This is a genomic window from Chryseobacterium sp. FR054 (assembly GCF_056844565.1).
This window is the reverse complement of record NZ_JBXDSA010000005.1, coordinates 357,402-375,875: the sequence shown is the minus strand read 5'-3', so window position 1 is coordinate 375,875 and position 18,474 is coordinate 357,402. Positions and strand designations below refer to the sequence as shown.

Here is an 18,474-nt window from a genome sequence, read left to right as displayed (position 1 = left end):
TTTCTCCACTGCTCATTGCCATTCTGATCCAGGTACAGCATCCAGAAGGTTTCATCATCTTTTTCTATTCTTCCTTCGGCCTGAGTGTAACCGCCCAGTAAAATGCCTTTGGAGGTTTTATCATCCGTGGAATGGATCACACTCATCCCCATCAGGATATCACGGTTCCCGAAATTGTAGGATTTCTGCCACTGTTCTTCCCCTCTTTCGTTTAAAGCAACGAGCCACAGATCAGTTCCTTCTTCTATGCCCTCCGTTTTGTTGCCTGATCTTTCGGACCGGGATTCTCCACCGATAAGGTAGCCAGTAGAAGTTAAAGCCAGTGTTCTCAGATGGTCATCTCCTTTTCCTCCGTAGTTCTTTTCCCATTCCACTTTGCCGTTTTTATCCAGCTTTACGATCCAGTAATCGCCTTCACCGAAATTTTCGGTCTGCTTTGAAACAGCTGATAATGAATTATCTATAACTGAAGTCCCTGTTGAAACTCCATTACTCATTACCGATTGCTGATTACCCATATTAACCTTATCACTTCTTGAATATATCCCTAGTAATACACCACCATCACGGGTGGGAATCATTTTCTCCACTTCATCTAATCCTTTTCCACCTAAAATCAACTGCGAAAGTTCTTTTCCGTTTTTATCCAGCCGGATGATCCAGGCATCTTTGGAGCCATAGCCTTTGGAGGAATTCTGCACATTTCCGGCGACAAAGAATCCCAGGTCGGTGGTCTGAACGACTGCTCTGGCTTCTTCATCGGAAGCACTTCCCAATGTTTTCTGCCATAATTCATCTCCGAATTCATTCAGCCTTACCAGCCAGATATCAGATCCTCCTCTGGAATCGTCTTTTTTATCCAGTCCTTTCCCTGAATAAGAAGTTCCTGCTATTAGGAAACCACCTTCCTGGGTGGAAACGGAAGCGGAAAGATAGTCGTGATTCTGTCCTGAAAGATATTTTTCCCAGACCTGTTCACCCTGCTGGTTAAGTTTGACCAGATGGAAATCGTAGCCGTTGTTTTGCTTCTGGCTGTTAGCAGCTTGTGATTGGCTTTTGGTCTGGATAGAACTCCCGGTGATCAGATATTGCTGATCGATGGTGGTGGTAATCTGGCTTAAGAAATCCTGGGTAGTGGATCTGAGGTCTTTCTGCCATACTATTTCCTGAGCAGGAAAAGTAAGGACAGCACATACAGCCAGAACGCCTGCATATTTTTTTCTCATGTATTGATGTTTTTTTAAGTTAATATTAATATTTGTAATACCTGTATAAATTTAACGCTTTTTAAGACGGCGATAACAATTGAACGGGGATTTAATGTTATTTATTTTATCAATTTTATGCTTTTTTTGGCACAGAAATAAAGATCCTCATCTTCAGACAAAGCTATGGCTTCAAAGCGACAGAACGTGTCGTGTTTTTTTGAAATTATATTTCTCTGAAAATTATCCGCTAGGTACAATAATGAAAAAACTGCAACCTGAAGGTTACAGTTCTTTTTTATTATACATTGCCCTCTGATAAAAGGACTGTTCTGCTATTTTCTCTTCCGCTTCATTAATTGCCGTGAGCAGATTATTCCTGTTATCCGCAATTTCGCCTAAAACCTTCGACATCAGTTCCCATACCGGCTTCATTTTTTCAATCAGCTCACTACCTTTCGGGGCCAGTTCAATCAGTCTTCTGCGTTCGTCCTGTTTATCTTTTTTTGAAAGGATAAGCTTCTGTTTTTCGAGTTCTTTGAGCAGACTGATGGTAGAAGGATGGGTATACCCTATTTCATTGGCAATCTCTACTACCCCAAGTGTTTTTTTATGATGCAGAGTGAATATCACAGGAAACCATTTGGGTTCAAAGTCAATGCCAAAGGCCTTATAGATTTGGGCACCATCTTTTCTCAACTGTTCACTGAGCCGCTGAAGCCTTGTAGATATGGCCAAAATGCCTGATTCGTCAATTATATTCATACGCCTGTGATGTTTAAATGATAAAATGCATTATCTGCATTCATTAAAGGGAAACGCACCGGAAGTTTTTCCTTTTCAACCTTATTGAAATGATTACGTTCATAGAAACGCATAGCCGCTTTTAAAACATCAACGGTTCCCAAATAAATGTCATCAATTTGCTTTTCAGCACAGAATTGAATAAGAGTTTCCAGTAAATGCTGTGCAATATTCAGCTCTTTTCCTCTGAATTCTTTTTTCACAAACATTTTTCTCACAGCTCCCGCCCTTTCATCAAATTTAACCAAAGCTATCGAACCTACCAATTCTCCATTTGCAAAAGCTCCCCAAAAGTTTCCGCCACATTCCATATAAAAGTTATCAATCTGCATGAGATCAGGCTGATCTTCTATGGTAATCGGTATATTAAACTCATTCTGCTGGATATTCAGAATCAGATCTATAACCTGTGGTGAATATGAATTTCCTATCTGCCGGATTTCTATTGCCATAATATTTTATTTTAATAATCAAAACTACGTAGTTAACTACATATATACAAACAAAATCATATTTTTATAAAATTTTTAACTCAGCTTAAATACTTGAAGCTATTGCAAACTACTGTATCTGTGCGATATATTTAAATGTTTATATTAACTTCAATTCGGAATAAGATTAACCATTAAATGTATATCGTATTATAGAAATCTATAACATTTGTAAGATGCTTCAGTTATTTTTCGAATAAAGCCTTCAAAGTCGGGACAATCTGTGAGAAACAAAAAACGTATGCCATTTCTGACATACGTTTTAATTTATCTGAAGCGAAATTATTTATTTCCAACCGCCTCCAAGAGCCTGATAAAGCTCTATACCGGCTTTCATTTTACTGTATTCTGCATTTGAAATATTCAACTCTGCATTCAGTGAATTTACACTGGCATTCAATACTTCAAGATAGTTGGCCATACCGTAGTTTACCAGCTCCTGGGAATAATCTACCGATTTTTTGTAAGCTTCCAGTTCTTTCTGTTTCAATTCTATGAAAGAATCCTGTACTGAAAATACCCTGATGGCATCAGAAACTTCTTTGCCGGCTGTAAGCACTGTTTTTCTGAAGTTCAGATAAGCTGTTTCCTGATTGGCCAGGCTTACATCATAATTGGTTTTGATCTGTCTTTTATTGAGAATAGGCTGTGCCAGACCTGCTACCACGTTGGCAAAAAGTGAATTTACACTGAACAGGTGGTCAAGGTCTACCGATTGCAGTCCTCCGCTTCCCGTAAGTTTTAAGGTAGGATAAAACTGTGCTTTTGCAGCATTGGTCAGTTCGAAGGCATTCATCAGGTTATACTCTGCTCTCATCACATCCGGGCGGTTTGCCAGGAGCTGGGCAGGATATCCCAGTTTCACATCAATCGGAAGTGTCTGGCTTTCCAGTGTAGATCTTTCGATAGTGTGTGAAGGTTCGCCCATCAGAAGACTCATGGTATTTTCAAGAAGCTGGATCTGGGTATCCATATCAATCAACAGGGATTTTGCATTTAATACCAGTGCCTCACTCTGCTGTACCGCTACTTCCGTAAGGTTTCCGGAAGCCTTTAATGCTTTGGTGGTTTCCAGGTTTCTTTCTCTTACGGCAATGGTTTCTGTAATGATCCGTTTCTGAGAATCAAAGGTAAGCAGCTGATAATAGGCCGATGCAATAGATGCTACAAGATCACTTTTAACAGCTTTATGTGCTGCTACTGTTCCTAAATAAGTGGCAAGCTGAGCCTTTTCCTGTGCTTTCAGTTTTCCCCAGAGATCGGCTTCCCAGCCAATGCTGGCGGTAATGTCAAACTGGTTGATATAACGTCTTTCTCCAATGATCTGTCCAAACTGGGTATTGATAGACTGAGTCTGGAACGTATAGTTCGGACCTACTGAAAGCGTTGGCTGATAGGCTGCTTTACTCTGTTTTAAATAAGCTTCCGCAGAACCAATGCTCTGAAGGGCTATTCTGATATCCAGATTGTTTTCTAAAGCTTTGGAAATATGCCCCTGAAGTATAGGATCTGTAAAAATTTCTTTCCATGAAACATTCGCAATCGTAGTACTGTCTGAAGGAAGCATATCTGTACGGAAAAGCTTTTCGTCCACAACATTCTTCGGTCTCTCATACTCTTTCCTGGCCATACAGGAAGTAATGGCTCCCAGTATGACAGCTGAAAAAGTTATTCCTTTTATAATGTTTAATAAACTCTTCATTATATAAAATTAGAAGTTAGAAATCGGAGGCCGGAAGTTAGATTTTTAATAAAGATCTAACTCTACTGCCTCAAATTTTTAATTTTTATTCTGCTAAATTGATGTCTTCTCTCTTGATCGGTTTGATTTTTTCCTGAAGGGTCTCAAAGATCACATACAGTACCGGGATCACAAATAATCCTAAAATAGTACCGATCAATAATCCGATTGCTGCTCCTGTTGCAATGGATCTGTTCCCCACCGCACCAATACCGCTTGCCAGTACCAGCGGCAATAATCCGAAGATAAAGGCAAATGATGTCATCAGGATTGGTCTTAATCTGGCTTTTGCCGCATTGATGGCCGACATAACGATGGTTTCCCCGTGATGTCTTCTCTGAACGGCAAATTCTACAATAAGGATCGCATTTTTCGCCAATAATCCAACAAGCATAATCAGAGCGATCTGGAAATAGATATTGTTCTCCAGCCCCATGATCTTCTGTCCGAAGTAGGCTCCCATTACCCCTAAAGGAAGGGAGATCACAACAATTAATGGAAGAATATAACTTTCATACTGAGCAGAAAGAATAAAGTAAACGAAGATCAGACTTAATGCAAAGATCAGAAGGGTCTGTGAACCGGAAGCCAATTCTTCTCTGGACAGTCCCGTAAATTCTACCCCATAGTTTTGGTTCAGTGTTTCTCCGGCCACCTGCTGTACGGCAGCAATGGCATCCCCGGAACTGTATCCTGCGGAGTTGGCTCCTGTAATTTTCACCGAAGTAAAGAGGTTGTAACGGCTTACAGACTGTGGCCCGTATGCTTTTTTAAGGGTTACAAACTGTGAGATCGGGGACATTACACCGGAACCTGTTCTTACATAAAGCTCATTCAGGTTTTCAATGTTCTTTCTGTTTTCAGGAAGCGCCTGAACCATTACTCTGAACTGTTTTCCGTATTTTGTAAAGTCAGCGGTATAAACTCCTCCGATGTATCCCTGCATCGTTGCCAGGATATCACTTACAGAAACTCCCAGCTGTTTGGTAAGAGGAACATTGATCTCCATCTGATACTGTGGATATTTTGTATTGAATGAAGTCTGGGCGAATTCAATTTCCGGTCTTTCCATCAGTTTACCGATGAATTCATTGGTTTTGTTGTCAAGATCAACATATTCACCACCGGATTTGTCAAGAAGCACCATCTCAAACCCTGCACTGCTTCCGAATCCGGGCACACTCGGCGGCTGGAAGAATACGACTTTGGCATCCGGTACAGCTCCTGAAATTCCGAATAATTTTTTGGTTATATCTTCGGAGGTCTGCCCATCTTTTTTCCTTTCATCAAAAGGTTTAAGTTTAATGAAAGCAAGACCGTTATTACTACCGTTTCCTGATAAGAATCCTCTACCGGTAGAAATGGTTACATTCTGAACTCCCGGTACTTTCATTGCATTAGCCTGAAGTGTTTTCAGTGCATTATAGGTTCTTTCCATGGAGGCCCCCGGAGGAAGCTGTACATCGGTAAAGATGATTCCTCTGTCTTCCGTAGGCACGAAACCTTTCTTCATTGTACTGCTTGCCCAGAATAAAATTCCACCTGTAACGGCAAAAATAATCAGGGTTACCCATTTATGTCTCAGCAGGAATACAAATCCTCTTCCATAACGTTCGGTAGCTGTTCTGAAGGCAATATTGAATTTATAGAAAAATTTCTGAAGAAAATTCATACTTTGATACTTCTCATGATGTTCTGCGTGAGGTTTTAAGAATAGAGAGCATAAAACCGGGCTTAACGTTAACGCGTTAACCGCAGAAATAATGATGGCTACGATAAGTGTAACCCCAAACTGCTGGTAGAAAACCCCCGTAGGTCCTGTAATAAAGGTTACCGGGATAAATACGGCTGCCATTACAAGGGTAATTGAAATGATCGCGCCTGTAATTTCATCCATAGCTTCTACCGTAGCTTTTTTGGCATCGGAAATACCGTGTTCCATTTTCGCATGGACGGCCTCGACGACTACAATGGCGTCATCCACCACAATACCGATCGCCAGTACCAGTGCGAATAAGGTTAAAAGGTTTAATGAATATCCGAATAAATTCAGGAAGAAGAAGGCTCCCACGATAGATACCGGAACGGCAATGGCCGGAATCAGGGTTGACCTGAAGTCCTGAAGGAAAATATATACTACGATAAACACCAGGATAAAAGCCTCGATCAGGGTATGTACCACCTTTTCAATAGAAGCTTCAAGGAATTCATTGGTATCAAAGTTAAAGGTATATTTAATTCCCTGTGGAAAAGTACTTTCCGCAGATTTCAGATAGGTTTTGATATTTTTGATGATCTCCTGGGCATTGGATCCCGGTGTCTGGAAGATCCCCATACTGATGGAAGGATAATTTCCGTTTTCCCCGATCCCGCTGTACGACTGGCCGGCAAGCTCTACTTTGGCCACATCTTTCAGCATCAGATTCTGTCCGTCATTCAGTGCTTTAATGATGATATTATCATACTGTTCCTTATCATTGAATTTTCCGACATATTTGATGATATATTCAAATGAGCTACCGCTGTTTTGCCCGATAGAACCGGCAGCCGCTTCTCTACTCTGCTCGTTGATCGCATTGGTTACATCCGTGGGTGTTACTCCATAGGCAGCCATTTTTGCCGGATCCAGCCAGATTCTCATCGAGTAGTTTTTACCTCCGAAAACGTTGGCATCCCCTACACCATTAACCCTTTTAAGGTTTGGAATAACATTGATATTCAAAAAGTTCTGAAGATACACATCATCCAGGTCTTTATTTTCAGAGTAGAATGACATATACATCAGGGCACTGGTCTGCTGTTTCTGGGTTACCACCCCTGAACGGGTTACTTCAGAAGGGAGCAAAGGTGTTGCTCTGGCTACACGGTTCTGCACGTTTACCGCTGCAATATCCGGATCGATTCCCTGTTTGAAGAAAACCTGAATGTTGGCAGACCCGTCGTTTCCGGCAGAAGAAGTAATATAATCCATTCCTTCCACCCCGTTGATCTGTTCCTCCAGGGGAACAACCACGCTTTTCATTACCGTTTCTGCGTTGGCTCCTGTATAGTTTGCGGTAACACTTACCGTAGGCGGTGCAATATCCGGGTACTGGGTAACCGGTAACGAGACGAGTCCTAAAATACCGAGAATCACAATCAAAATTGAGATTACGGTAGATAAAACCGGTCTGTTAATAAAGTTTTTTATCATTAGAATTTCGGTTTTATAGATTGAACAAGACTATCCATTTTTACAGGTTTACGGATCACCGGTGTACCTGGCTTCAGACCTCCGATGCCGGCAGCAACTACGGTTTCCCCTTTATTGACTCCTGATTTGATAAGAGCCATATTGTCGATTCTGTCGATCACATTCACGACGACATTTTTAGCGGTATCTTTTTCCACTTTGTATACGTAAACGATTCCCTGCTGTTCGTAAGTAGCACTTTCCGGCACTACCAGAACATTATCGTAATGCTGAGGGAATCTGATGGTTCCGCTGTTTCCGTTGCTCAGGAGTTTCTGGGCATTGCTGAAGGCAACCCTGAACTGAATGGTACCTGTACCCGGATCGATCTGACCTGTAATGGCTTCAATCTTTCCTTTTTCGGGGTAAAGGCTTCCGTTTGCCAACTGCAGTTCCACCATAGGAAGGTTTTTGATTTTTTCGGGCATAGAGGCTCCCGGTGCTTTTTCAAGGAAGTCGAAGTATTCTTTTTCGTTCATTGAAAAGTAGGCAAAGATTTCAGAGGTATCGGAAATCGTAGTCAAAGGGGTCTGATCGCTCGGTCCTACCAAACTTCCCACTTTTAACGGCAGTTTTCCGATAACTCCCGAGATAGGCGCACGGATAATAGAGTATTCAATATTGGCTTCTACACCTTTGTAATTGGCAACAGCCTGTCTTTTGGCAGCATTAGCCTGCTGAAGCTGGGCCTGGGCCTGGGCTAAATTGGCCTGAGCCGTCTGTAACTGAACGCTGCTGATAATGTTTTTCTGAACCAGTGGTTTCAGCTTATTCACTTCCACCTGGGCCGCATTTACTGAAGCCTGAGCCGCAGCAATAGTAGATTCGGCAGCACCGATTCCGGCTTTGGAAGCTGCTGCATTTTCGTTCAGAATATTGGTTTCGAGACGGAATAGAGGCTGCCCTTTGGTAACGTACTGCCCTTCATCTACCAATACCTGAGTAATATATCCCTGGATTTTTGCACGGACATCATTGTTTACCCTCCCCTGAATGGTAGCCGGGAATGTCTGATAACCCACTATATTTTTTGCCTCCACGGAAACCACCGGATACGGTTTGGCACCGCCCTGTTTCGGAGCTTCTTTTTTGCAGGCGGTCAGTGAGAGCGCTGCAATAGAAAGTATAACTAGCTTATTATTCATTTTATAGTTTATTAAGAGATTCCTGAATATTTTTTATGTTTTTATTTAAAAGTGCTTTGTAAGCTTCTATTCTTTCATTGTATCCATCGTCCTGATTTTTTTTAAAATTGTTTAAGTCATCTAGTAGTTTTAATTCGTCTTCCATTTTCTGAACTATTTTTTCAAACCGTATCCGTTTATAATCTTCATTGATGAAAAAATACCGTTTCCTTTCGTCCATCTTATTGTGATCTACGATCAGCTGTGCATTCAGCAAGAGAGATATACTGGTGGAAACAGAACTTTTGCTCGCAGAGAGCACTTCAACAAACTCGTCAAAAGTAATTCCTACTTTCTCATAATCGAAAAGAAGGTAGGAATAAATTTTTGAGGCTAAAGGGGGTAAGTTGAAGATAGTGCCATAAAATTTTACGGCATCCTGAAAAATTTTTTCATCAATTTCTATACTTTGATGCATAAAATAAAAATTTTAACAAAAGTAGAAATTAGTTCAGAACCAAACGAACAAAGATGATAGAGTTTATAAATAGGGGGTCTTTTAAAAATTCAATGAAAATAGATTTAACTTTTTCCTCAAATTATAATCTTCTCATAAGCTTTCCTCATTCCGTCTGCCAAAAGAACTTCGCCACAGTAGGAATATCCTTTGCTTTCAAGAATCTTCAGCATAGCAATATTGTCATAATTGGTGTCTACTTTTACACTCTGAATTCCATGGGATCTGGTAAAATCTTCAATATGATCAAAAAGTTTTTTTACCATACCCTGGCCGGCAAATTTCCCGTCTACCGCGACTCTGTGTACGACCACAAATTCTCCGTTACTCAGCCAAGCTCCTTCAATTTTGCTGTAAGCAGGCTCGTCATTCAGAATTAAAGCGGCATATACCGCAATTTCATTATCTACTGTCATAACATATCCGAGTCCTTTTGCAATGTCACTTTCTACGGTTCCGAGGTTGGGATAGCCATTCTGCCATTGTGCGCTTCCGTCCTGCTTTCTTCTTTCAATAGACTGCTGAATGATCTCCCAAATGAGATCTCTGTCTTCAATTTCCGCTTTTCTTAGTTTTGTTTCTGAATTCATTGTTGGTTGTTTATATAAAATGAAGAGATTAATCTGTATTTCAGGTTTTGGCTAAAGCCGTCGGATGATTTTTTCAGGCGGTCTGAAGCCCTCCTCTGTTGAATAATGGTTCATCATTACAAAATTCAATGCAGGAATACTTAATCTCCTCTTTTTTATTTTCTAATTATTATAAATGCGTTGTTTTTTTAATTACGGCGGATTAGAAATTTTATATTCCTTCCAATTAAAATATTGCTTCGGTTTGAATTAAAAAAACCGAAAACTAATTAAAAAATTAATTTTCGGTCCGAAGTAGTAAAATTTAAAATTATGAAATTGTTTTTATTGATTTTCAGCTTGTTGAAGATAAGCATCAATAATCTGAAATGCTTTCTTCTCGTCTTCTAAATCTACCATAATTTTCAGCGACGTTGCGGTAGGCGTTGTCGTAAAGGTGAGGTAATTATTTTCGACGGTATTTGTAATTTGGGCATCATCCAATTTAGACTTAATTAGCTGGATTTCTGAAGGTTTATCACTTTCAAAAACCGATACTCTCGTACTTCTTTCCATATTCTATATCGTTTGAGTATCTAAATTTACGATGTTTTTTTTAAAATTACAAATCTTTGGTTTTAAATTTTATTAATATTATTTTCAATTTTGTCTAAAGCCATCTGAATTTCTTCTTTGGTAACATTCAGATGAGGTCTGAAACGAAGGGACTGATCACCACATGGAAGTATGATCAAACCGTCTCTGAACAGCTCGTTCATCATCTGATTTCTCTGTTCTCCTGAAGGCAGATCAATGGCACACATCAATCCTCTTCCTCTTGCATTGGAAATTTTTTCAGGATATTTCTGAGCCAGTTCTTTTAATCTTTCCAACAGGTAGTCTCCTACTACTCTTGCGTTTTCAACCAGGTTTTCTTTTTCAATCACTTCCATTACCAGCTGGAAACGAAGCATGTCGATAAAGTTCCCTCCGAAAGTGGAGTTAATTCTTGAGCTTTCTCTGAAAACATTGTTTGGTACTTCATCAAATTTTTCTTTGTTGGCCAAAACTCCGCATACCTGGGCTTTTTTACCGAAAGAAATAATATCCGGCTTAGCGGTGAAATGCTGGAATGCCCACATTTTCCCTGTAATTCCGATACCGGTCTGCACTTCGTCAAAGATCAGAAGAATGTCGTTCTGGTCGCACAGGTTTCTTAATCCCATCAGGAATTCATCTCTGAAATGGTTGTCTCCACCTTCTGCCTGGATAGGCTCAATAATGATGCAGGCTACCTTATCAGGGTTCATCAGGATTGCTTCTTCAATCTGAAGAAGGGCCAGTTTTTCATTTTTAATGGTTTCTTCCAGATTTTCTTCTGTGATTGGGAAAGTCAATTTCGGGTTTAAGATCCTCGGCCACTCAAACATTGGGAAATATTGGTATTTTCTTGGATCTGAAGTATTGGTTAAACTTAAAGTATATCCGCTTCTTCCGTGGAAGGCCTGTCTGAAGTGGATGCAGATTCCGGCTTCTGTCTGAAGACCTTTTTCAAAATTTTTACGGGTCTTCCAGTCAAAGCAGGCTTTCATGGCATTTTCAACGCCTAAAGTTCCTCCTTCGATAAAAAATGCGTACTGTAATTCTTCAGGGATCACTACTCTTTCGAAAACATCCAGGAATTGGGCATATTCTTCGGAGTAAACGTCTGCCAGAGTGGGTTTGTTTACAGCCATTCTGCCTAGCCATTCTGATCTTTCAACAAGATACGGGTGATTGTAACCAATGGAAGCGGATGCAAACATGGAGAACATATCCAGATATTCTCTGTCTGTTAATTTATCATATAACCATGATCCGTGAGATCTTTCGATGTCCATCACGAAATCAAAACCGTCTGCCAAAACGTGTTTTCCTACTGTTTCTTTTACTTTATTTGCTTTTATATCTAATGTTTGTTCCATAATAAATTGATGTGTGATTTAATAAGTGGGTAACTAGAAGATCAAAAAATGAGGTTCATTATTATCCCGGTTATTAATTTTTAAATGTGGGAATTGGATTAAAGAATTGAGAGACCGAATGATTTTTCAAATCTCTCAATTTTAAATTTTCATAGTTAAATTAAAACTTTTACAAATCAAACTTAATCCCTTGTGCTAAAGGAAGTTGAGCTGTATAATTTATAGTATTGGTTTGTCTTCTCATGTAGTATTTCCAAACATCAGAACCGGATTCTCTTCCGCCTCCTGTTTCTTTTTCACCACCGAAAGCACCACCGATTTCCGCACCGGAAGTTCCGATGTTCACGTTAGCAATACCACAGTCTGAACCTGCGTGAGAAAGGAATAATTCCGCTTCTCTTAAATTCTGGGTCATGATAGCCGAAGATAATCCCTGCGGAACATCATTCTGAATAGCAATAGCTTCTTCTAATGTTTTGTATTTGATTAAGTATAAAATCGGTGCAAATGTTTCGTGCTGAACGATTTCATAAGAGTTTTTCACTTCTGCGATACACGGTTTAACGTAGCATCCTGATTCGTATTCTTTTCCGCTCAGTACGCCACCTTCAACGATGAATTTACCACCTTCTTTTTTACATTTTTTGATGGCTTCCTCGTACTGATTAACAGCATCAACATCGATAAGCGGTCCTACATGGTTTTTTTCGTCCAGAGGATTTCCGATTTTTAACTGTCCGTATGCTTTTACCAGTCTGTTTTTCACTTCATCGTATACACTTTCGTGGATGATCAGTCTTCTGGTTGTGGTACATCTCTGTCCTGCTGTTCCTACCGCTCCGAAGACAGCTCCGATGATAGACATATCGATATCTGCATCTTTAGAGATGATGATCGCGTTATTTCCTCCCAATTCAAGGATTGATTTTCCGAATCTTTCTGCTACTTTAGAAGAAACCATTCTTCCTACTCTTGTAGAACCGGTGAAAGATACCAGTGAAACCCTCTTGTCATCCACTAATCTCTGTCCGATTTCGTGATCTGCCACCAATACGCTTGAAATACCTTCAGGAAGGTTGTTCTCCTTCAATACTTCGGCCATAATGTTCTGGCATGCAATAGCACACATCGGTGTTTTTTCGGAAGGTTTCCAGATGGTAACGTTCCCACAGATCCACGCTAAAGCAGTATTCCATGACCATACGGCTACCGGGAAGTTGAACGCGGTAATAATTCCCACTACGCCAAGCGGGTGGTACTGTTCGTACATTCTGTGACCTGGTCTTTCCGAATGCATGGTATATCCGTGAAGCTGTCTGGAAACACCTACTGCAAAGTCGCAGATATCAATCATTTCCTGAACTTCACCAAGACCTTCCTGCAAAGATTTTCCCATTTCATAAGAAACAAGTTTTCCAAGATCGTCTTTATATTCTCTTAATTTCTGGCCTAGCTGCCTTACGATTTCCCCTCTCTTAGGAGCCGGGATCATTCTGAATTCCTGAAACGCCTTCTGAGCGGTTTCAATTACTTTGTCATAATCACTTTGTCCGGAAGTCTTTACTTTGGCAATCAGTCTGCCATCTACGGGAGAAAAGCTTTCTATTGTTTTTCCTGAAGCAAAATATTTCCCTCCTGTTGAAGTTCCCTTATTTTCTTCTTTGATCCCAAGATTTTTGAGTGTTTTTTCGATTCCGAAATCCTTTACTTTTTTAGACATAAAATGTTACTTTTCGTTCCTCTAAAGATAAAAATATTATGCGAACCTCAAAATTTTAATTTTTAACTGACTTTTTATTTGGACTAATTATAAACATGCTTATCTTTGTAAGGTAATTTTTAACAGAAATGGAAAATTCTCAGGATAACAACAACAACTCAAAATTCATGAAGTGGTTCAAACGTGTGGGATGGGCAGGATTTGCCTTTTTTACCATTAAAGGTCTGATCTGGCTTGTGATATTCTATTTCGGAGCCGATACGCTTCAGAGTTGTATAAAATAAGAAAGCAGAGAATTGATCTCTGCTTTTCTTTTGGTTGTAAGGTTAACTGAATTGATATTTTCCGGAAGTATAAAGGATTTTCACCTGTTATTCTTCTTTCTTTTTCCGTCCTGAATTTACCAGACTCTGATGCAGCAGATACTCAATCTGTCCGTTTACGCTCCTGAACTCATCATTGGCCCATTTCTCCAGAAGTTTATAGGTAGAGTCATCAATCCTTATAACAAAGGATTTCTTGCTTTTATTTTCTGAAGAATTCTGAGTTTTTTCTGATTTCATTTTCTAAGTTTCTCTAAGATGATGATCTGAATTATTTTAAAAAAGGAAAAATCTGTTTTTAAAATATAATAATTAGTTATTTACATTAATTGTAAAGTGTACCTGCATTCAGAATGGGAGTTGCAGCTTTTTCACCGCATAAAACCACCATTAAGTTGCTTACCATCGCTGCTTTTCTTTCATCGTCTAATTCTACGATATTTTCTTCAGAAAGCTTTTTCAGTGCCAGATCCACCATACCTACCGCACCTTCTACAATCTTGGTTCTTGCGGCTACGATGGCAGTTGCCTGCTGTCTCTGAAGCATAGCTCCTGCAATTTCCGATGCATAGGCCAGATGGGATATTCTCGCTTCCTGAATAATAATTCCAGCTTTAGAAAGACGGTCTGTAAGCTCCTGCTCCAAAATAGAGTTGATCTTGTCACCGCCTTCTCTTAAAGTGATCGGTGCATGATCATCCTCCAGATTGTCATAAGGGAAGCTCATCGCCAGGTGACGTACAGCAGCTTCACTCTGCATTTTCACAAAGTCGGAATACCGTTCCACATCAAATGCAGCTTTATATGTGTCTCCCACTTTCCAAACCATTACTACTGCAATTTCAATAGGGTTCCCCATTTTGTCATTCACTTTCAGAGTCTGCCCCTGAAGGTTTTCCGAACGCAGGGAAATTTTCTGGGACGAATACAGCGGATTGATAAAAAACAATCCGTTATCCTTCACTGTTCCCACATAACGGCCAAAGAAGTTTAACACTCTTGAATGGTTCGGCTGAATAATCATCAGACCTTTCAGGAAAAAACAGGATAAAAGAAAACACAGCATTGCCACTGCTACAAGCGTAATGCTCTGATCAACTCCGGAAATAAAAAGGTAAACAGATGCTACAAACAGGATCAGACAGATCACTAAAGTCAGATAGCCGGACATCGGTTTTAAAACTTTTTCCATAACAGTAAATTTTAATTTGATATTATTTTGATATCATAAAGATACAAATTAATCACTAATAAAAACTATGGATGCTGATTTTTTTAGAATGGATTTCTGAAACATTTTAAAATAACCTGAGAGTTTGGATTAAAGAATTCAGGGATAAAAAGACTTGAAGGAGGAAGAGAGAGGCTGGAAGCTACTTCCGGTTATAATATTCAAATGTATATCACCCGAATGAAGTTAAAATATTGCAATACTGGAAAAAAAGTTCTGAAATAAAGGCATAAAAAATCCCGGAACAAGCATTCCGGGATCTTAATTTTATTGTTTTATAAGTCTATTTCTTTGTCAGTCCTTTGAACTTGAAATAAGAAACTACTGCCAGTAAAGTCATCGTTGCCAATCCTATGTACACCCAGGCCGGAACCGGAACCGGATCTCCTGCCGCATAAGAGTGAAGCCCGCTCAGGTAATAGTTTACCCCAAAATAGGTCATTACCATCGAACAGAATGCAAACATTGTGGCTACGTGGAATGCCCATCTGCTTCTCAGTCCCGGCACCAGTCTCATATGCAGTACAAATGCATACACCATAATGGAGATGAAAGCCCATGTTTCCTTCGGATCCCAGCTCCAGTATCTTCCCCATGATTCGTTGGCCCAGATCCCTCCAAGGAAGTTTCCTACGGTTAAGGCAAAAAGACCAATTGTAAGGGACATTTCAGATACAATAACCAGTTCTTTCAATGTTGTATCATGGTGTATTTTATAGGTAGGTTTATCTGAAATAATATAGAACACCAGACTGATCACTGCAATAATCATAGACAGTGCAAAGAATCCGTAACTGGATACAATAATGGCCACGTGAACGATCAGCCAGTACGATTTCAATACCGGAACCAGCGGCGTGATCTGTGGATCAAGTGCTGATCCGCCATGAGCAAACCCCATCATAATAACCGCCACCATAAATCCGGCTGCCGGAATCAGGGCATTGGCATTTCTGTACAGAAGGAATCCTGCCGTGATACCTACCCACGAAATGAAAATAATCGCTTCATATCCGTTACTCCACGGTGCGTGTCCTGAAATATACCATCGTGCAACAAGCCCGAGGAAATGGAATACATATCCTGCTGCACCTACTATAATGATCGCTTTAATTACTTTATTTAAGATCCTGTTGGGTTTAAACAGGTCGAAAAATCCTAAAATCATCAGTAATCCTCCGATAAGGGTATAGAAAATCAACAACTTAAAGTTGATGTTCACCTTATTCATGAACACTTCAAGATCTACTTTAGATTTTGAAGGAACAACAGCTTTCCCCCATTTCTGCTGATAATCTGAAAGTTTCGCCAGTTCAGCATCCGCTTTACTCCAGTCTCCTGATTTCTGCGCCTGCAGAATTTCGGCAAAATAAGGTCCCATTACCTGCTGAGATTCCATATCCGGTTCCAATTTCTGGTCAAGCCACGAATGCCATGTATGGTTGGCATCATTTTTCACAGGAACAATTCTCATGAACTGGCCACTGAAAAACTCATTGAAGATCTGAACCCTTTCGTTAAGTTTAATCAGCTGCTTATCATATTCTGTCTGTTCTGCCGGTTTTTTGGCAAATGCAATATTATAGTCTCTTTCCAGAACATAGGTCATCATCCCTGTTTTTTTATCAACCGGGAAAAGGTTAAGCAGAGAAGTATATCCGTCTTCATTAGCTTTGGCTTTTTCCAGAAGTGGTTTTACAGCTCCAACACTGATCAAAGGGACAGCTGTCCAGCTTTCTGTATCAGTATTGATAGATAGAAACCATTGATTAGCATCCAGGGATTTCCCGTCGGTTCCTTTAAAGCGGTCGTGTTTGTACAGTTTTCTCAGAACTTCCAGTGCCTGAGTATTCATCGGAACAATTCTTCCTTCAATATTCTGAACCAGAAGATATCCGAATTTATCTGCATGCTCTTTACTGATCTTGTTTCTGGCAATAATCTCATCCGGAGAAATCAGTCTCATTTTATTGATCGGCGATGCAGCAGAATTCTGTGCAGATGCAGTTGCTTCCGGAGCCAGAGCGTGATTATGTCCGTCTGCTTCCGTATGAACGTGTTCTCTGCTTCCGTCAGTTGTGCCGTGGGTTTCAATTTTCTGAGCGTTCAGCCCTAAGCTTAAGAAGATCAGAAGTACAGCTGCCGCTTTCTTTTTATTAACATCAGAAAGCATTTTATTCAGTTTCCAGAAATGAGTTCCTTTCCAGAAGAAAATAATGAACATTCCTAAAAATAAAAGAGCATATCCGATATAAGAGATCAAAGTCCCCCAGTAATCGTGGTTTACGGAAAGAACCGTACCCATTCTGTCCGGATCAAAGCTTGCCTGGAAGAAACGGTATCCGCCGTGGTTAAGAACATGGTTCATATAGATTTTATAAGGCGTTTCTTTGCCTTCATCAATGATTTTAACATGGCTTTCATAGGCGCTCGGAGATGAACTTCCCGGATAAGTCTCCATAACGAAATCATCCAGTTTCAGGGCAAATGGTGTATTGTAAACTTTAGGTCCGAAACCAACCATAATATTCAGCCCGTCCATTGTGATCTGTTTGTAGGCATTCGGGTTTCCTTTTTCAACCGAAAGTTCAACCAGTTGTTTTGTTTTTGGCCCCTGCAGCTCAATTTTAAGCATATCAGGAACATTCATGTCTTTCTTTTTATCTCCTTCAAAAGCGATCAGTTTTCCTTTTTTAAGACCTTCTGGAACAACAAGTTTAAGTTCATTAATGCTATAAAGGCTTCTCAGCGCCAAAGGCTGGAATTCATCCTTTTTGGTATTTCCGGTAGCCTGAGTTGCCATCGTCATGAAACTGGCATCAACCGGAGTTTTGATAAAGAGTTTTCCGCCTTCACTTTTAAATTCTACGGCCCCTTCAATCGCTCTGTTAAATGTTACCAAAGTTCCGTTGATGGATTTCGTTTCTCCCGGTTTGATGTAGATATTCTGTCTTCCTGTGTTTCCGGTAGAAACCAGGTGCAGATATTCCGCTCCGTTAGGTTCAGCAACTAAGCTGTCTTTTTTTCTCTGTACGTATTCCTTAGCGATAACTTTCACTTCTTTTCCGTGGAAGTCATAAGTGGCTTTAAGGTCTTTATGCAAAGGTGACATCAGATAAGGAATATCCTGATAATTAAGAACATCTCCTTTTTCTTCGATCTGAATTTTCAAGAAATTTTTATCCGTTATGATCTCATTGGAAGTTTCTCCTTCCCGGATGTGCATGGTTCCTTCAAAACTGATGTACCTTGTGATGGCACCACCAATAAAGATGAATACGAAGGCAAGGTGAAACATCAGAACCGGCCATTTTTCTCTTTTCCACAGTCTGTATCTTCCGATATTTCCTATGAAATTGAGAATGAGCAGAACCATAATCAGTTCGAACCATTTTGCTTCATAAATTAATGCTTTTGCTGCTGGCGTTCCATAATCGTTTTCAAGGAACGTCGCATAAGCCATCGAGCCTGCGTACACCAGTAACAACACAGCCATTGTTCTGGTTGAGATAAGAATATCTTGGAGCTTCTTCATGATTTATTATACTTGACA

The 18,474-nt window shown here is 40.0% G+C and carries 15 protein-coding genes; 1 reads left to right on the top strand and 14 read right to left on the bottom strand.

The window, feature by feature from the left end; all coding sequences use genetic code 11:
* From AC106S_RS20755 to amaB, 11 genes are all read right to left on the bottom strand, one after another.
* On the bottom strand, positions 1-1,226 hold a 1,226-nt coding region (locus tag AC106S_RS20755), incomplete at its 3' end, for a T9SS type A sorting domain-containing protein (RefSeq protein WP_482441624.1).
* 264 nt (positions 1,227-1,490) lie between these two features.
* The gene (locus AC106S_RS20750; protein WP_482441623.1) at positions 1,491-1,970 is read right to left on the bottom strand and encodes a MarR family winged helix-turn-helix transcriptional regulator; all 480 of its coding nucleotides are present in this window, start codon (positions 1,968-1,970) and stop codon (positions 1,491-1,493) included.
* Positions 1,967-2,461 (bottom strand): GNAT family N-acetyltransferase, encoded by a 495-nt coding sequence (locus tag AC106S_RS20745; RefSeq protein ID WP_482441622.1) that lies wholly within the window; start codon positions 2,459-2,461, stop codon positions 1,967-1,969. Before AC106S_RS20745 ends, AC106S_RS20750 begins: the two co-directional genes overlap by 4 nt.
* 325 nt (positions 2,462-2,786) lie before the next feature.
* Positions 2,787-4,202: a TolC family protein gene (locus AC106S_RS20740; protein ID WP_482441621.1), complete on the bottom strand. Its 1,416-nt coding sequence runs from the start codon at positions 4,200-4,202 to the stop codon at positions 2,787-2,789.
* Between the two features lie 85 nt (positions 4,203-4,287).
* Positions 4,288-7,434, bottom strand: a complete 3,147-nt coding sequence (locus AC106S_RS20735) for an efflux RND transporter permease subunit (protein WP_482441619.1) — start codon at positions 7,432-7,434, stop codon at positions 4,288-4,290.
* A complete protein-coding gene (locus tag AC106S_RS20730; protein ID WP_482441618.1) occupies positions 7,434-8,618 on the bottom strand; it encodes an efflux RND transporter periplasmic adaptor subunit in 1,185 nt (394 codons plus the stop codon). The genes AC106S_RS20735 and AC106S_RS20730 overlap by 1 nt, the downstream gene beginning before the upstream one ends.
* A 1-nt stretch (position 8,619) precedes the next feature.
* Entirely contained in the window at positions 8,620-9,075 is a 456-nt protein-coding gene (locus AC106S_RS20725) for a transcriptional regulator (protein WP_482441617.1), read from the bottom strand.
* A 116-nt stretch (positions 9,076-9,191) separates the two neighbouring features.
* Positions 9,192-9,704, bottom strand: coding sequence for a GNAT family N-acetyltransferase (locus tag AC106S_RS20720; RefSeq protein WP_482441615.1), 513 nt, complete (start codon positions 9,702-9,704; stop codon positions 9,192-9,194).
* 324 nt (positions 9,705-10,028) lie between these two features.
* A complete protein-coding gene (locus AC106S_RS20715; RefSeq protein WP_482441614.1) occupies positions 10,029-10,259 on the bottom strand; it encodes a DUF2007 domain-containing protein in 231 nt (76 codons plus the stop codon).
* A 62-nt stretch (positions 10,260-10,321) separates the two neighbouring features.
* A complete protein-coding gene (lat, locus tag AC106S_RS20710; RefSeq protein WP_482441613.1) occupies positions 10,322-11,647 on the bottom strand; it encodes an L-lysine 6-transaminase in 1,326 nt (441 codons plus the stop codon).
* A 169-nt stretch (positions 11,648-11,816) separates the two neighbouring features.
* A complete protein-coding gene (amaB, locus tag AC106S_RS20705) occupies positions 11,817-13,367 on the bottom strand; it encodes an L-piperidine-6-carboxylate dehydrogenase (protein WP_482441611.1) in 1,551 nt (516 codons plus the stop codon).
* A 128-nt stretch (positions 13,368-13,495) separates the two neighbouring features.
* Here amaB and AC106S_RS20700 point away from each other — a divergent pair, with 128 nt between their 5' ends.
* Positions 13,496-13,651, top strand: a complete 156-nt coding sequence (locus AC106S_RS20700; protein WP_482441610.1) for a histidine kinase — start codon at positions 13,496-13,498, stop codon at positions 13,649-13,651.
* A gap of 87 nt (positions 13,652-13,738) precedes the next feature.
* Here AC106S_RS20700 and AC106S_RS20695 read toward each other — a convergent pair whose 3' ends face one another.
* From AC106S_RS20695 to AC106S_RS20685, 3 genes are all read right to left on the bottom strand, one after another.
* Positions 13,739-13,930, bottom strand: coding sequence for a type II toxin-antitoxin system antitoxin (locus AC106S_RS20695; protein ID WP_482441609.1), 192 nt, complete (start codon positions 13,928-13,930; stop codon positions 13,739-13,741).
* A gap of 85 nt (positions 13,931-14,015) precedes the next feature.
* On the bottom strand, positions 14,016-14,882 hold the full coding sequence (locus AC106S_RS20690; protein WP_482441608.1) for an SPFH domain-containing protein: 867 nt from the start codon (positions 14,880-14,882) through the stop codon (positions 14,016-14,018).
* 322 nt (positions 14,883-15,204) lie between these two features.
* Positions 15,205-18,456: a cytochrome c biogenesis protein gene (locus AC106S_RS20685; RefSeq protein ID WP_482441607.1), complete on the bottom strand. Its 3,252-nt coding sequence runs from the start codon at positions 18,454-18,456 to the stop codon at positions 15,205-15,207.
* Between the last annotated feature and the right edge of the window lie 18 nt (positions 18,457-18,474).

Excerpts from the sequence above, each read along its gene's own strand:
- AC106S_RS20750 (WP_482441623.1), bottom strand. The coding sequence starts at position 1,970 with ATGAATATAATTGACGAATCAGGCATTTTGGCCATATCTACAAGGCTT.
- AC106S_RS20745 (WP_482441622.1), bottom strand. The coding sequence starts at position 2,461 with ATGGCAATAGAAATCCGGCAGATAGGAAATTCATATTCACCACAGGTT.
- AC106S_RS20740 (WP_482441621.1), bottom strand. The coding sequence starts at position 4,202 with ATGAAGAGTTTATTAAACATTATAAAAGGAATAACTTTTTCAGCTGTC.
- AC106S_RS20735 (WP_482441619.1), bottom strand. The coding sequence starts at position 7,434 with ATGATAAAAAACTTTATTAACAGACCGGTTTTATCTACCGTAATCTCA.
- AC106S_RS20730 (WP_482441618.1), bottom strand. The coding sequence starts at position 8,618 with ATGAATAATAAGCTAGTTATACTTTCTATTGCAGCGCTCTCACTGACC.
- AC106S_RS20725 (WP_482441617.1), bottom strand. The coding sequence starts at position 9,075 with ATGCATCAAAGTATAGAAATTGATGAAAAAATTTTTCAGGATGCCGTA.
- AC106S_RS20720 (WP_482441615.1), bottom strand. The coding sequence starts at position 9,704 with ATGAATTCAGAAACAAAACTAAGAAAAGCGGAAATTGAAGACAGAGAT.
- AC106S_RS20715 (WP_482441614.1), bottom strand. The coding sequence starts at position 10,259 with ATGGAAAGAAGTACGAGAGTATCGGTTTTTGAAAGTGATAAACCTTCA.
- lat (WP_482441613.1), bottom strand. The coding sequence starts at position 11,647 with ATGGAACAAACATTAGATATAAAAGCAAATAAAGTAAAAGAAACAGTA.
- amaB (WP_482441611.1), bottom strand. The coding sequence starts at position 13,367 with ATGTCTAAAAAAGTAAAGGATTTCGGAATCGAAAAAACACTCAAAAAT.
- AC106S_RS20700 (WP_482441610.1), top strand. The coding sequence starts at position 13,496 with ATGGAAAATTCTCAGGATAACAACAACAACTCAAAATTCATGAAGTGG.
- AC106S_RS20695 (WP_482441609.1), bottom strand. The coding sequence starts at position 13,930 with ATGAAATCAGAAAAAACTCAGAATTCTTCAGAAAATAAAAGCAAGAAA.
- AC106S_RS20690 (WP_482441608.1), bottom strand. The coding sequence starts at position 14,882 with ATGGAAAAAGTTTTAAAACCGATGTCCGGCTATCTGACTTTAGTGATC.
- AC106S_RS20685 (WP_482441607.1), bottom strand. The coding sequence starts at position 18,456 with ATGAAGAAGCTCCAAGATATTCTTATCTCAACCAGAACAATGGCTGTG.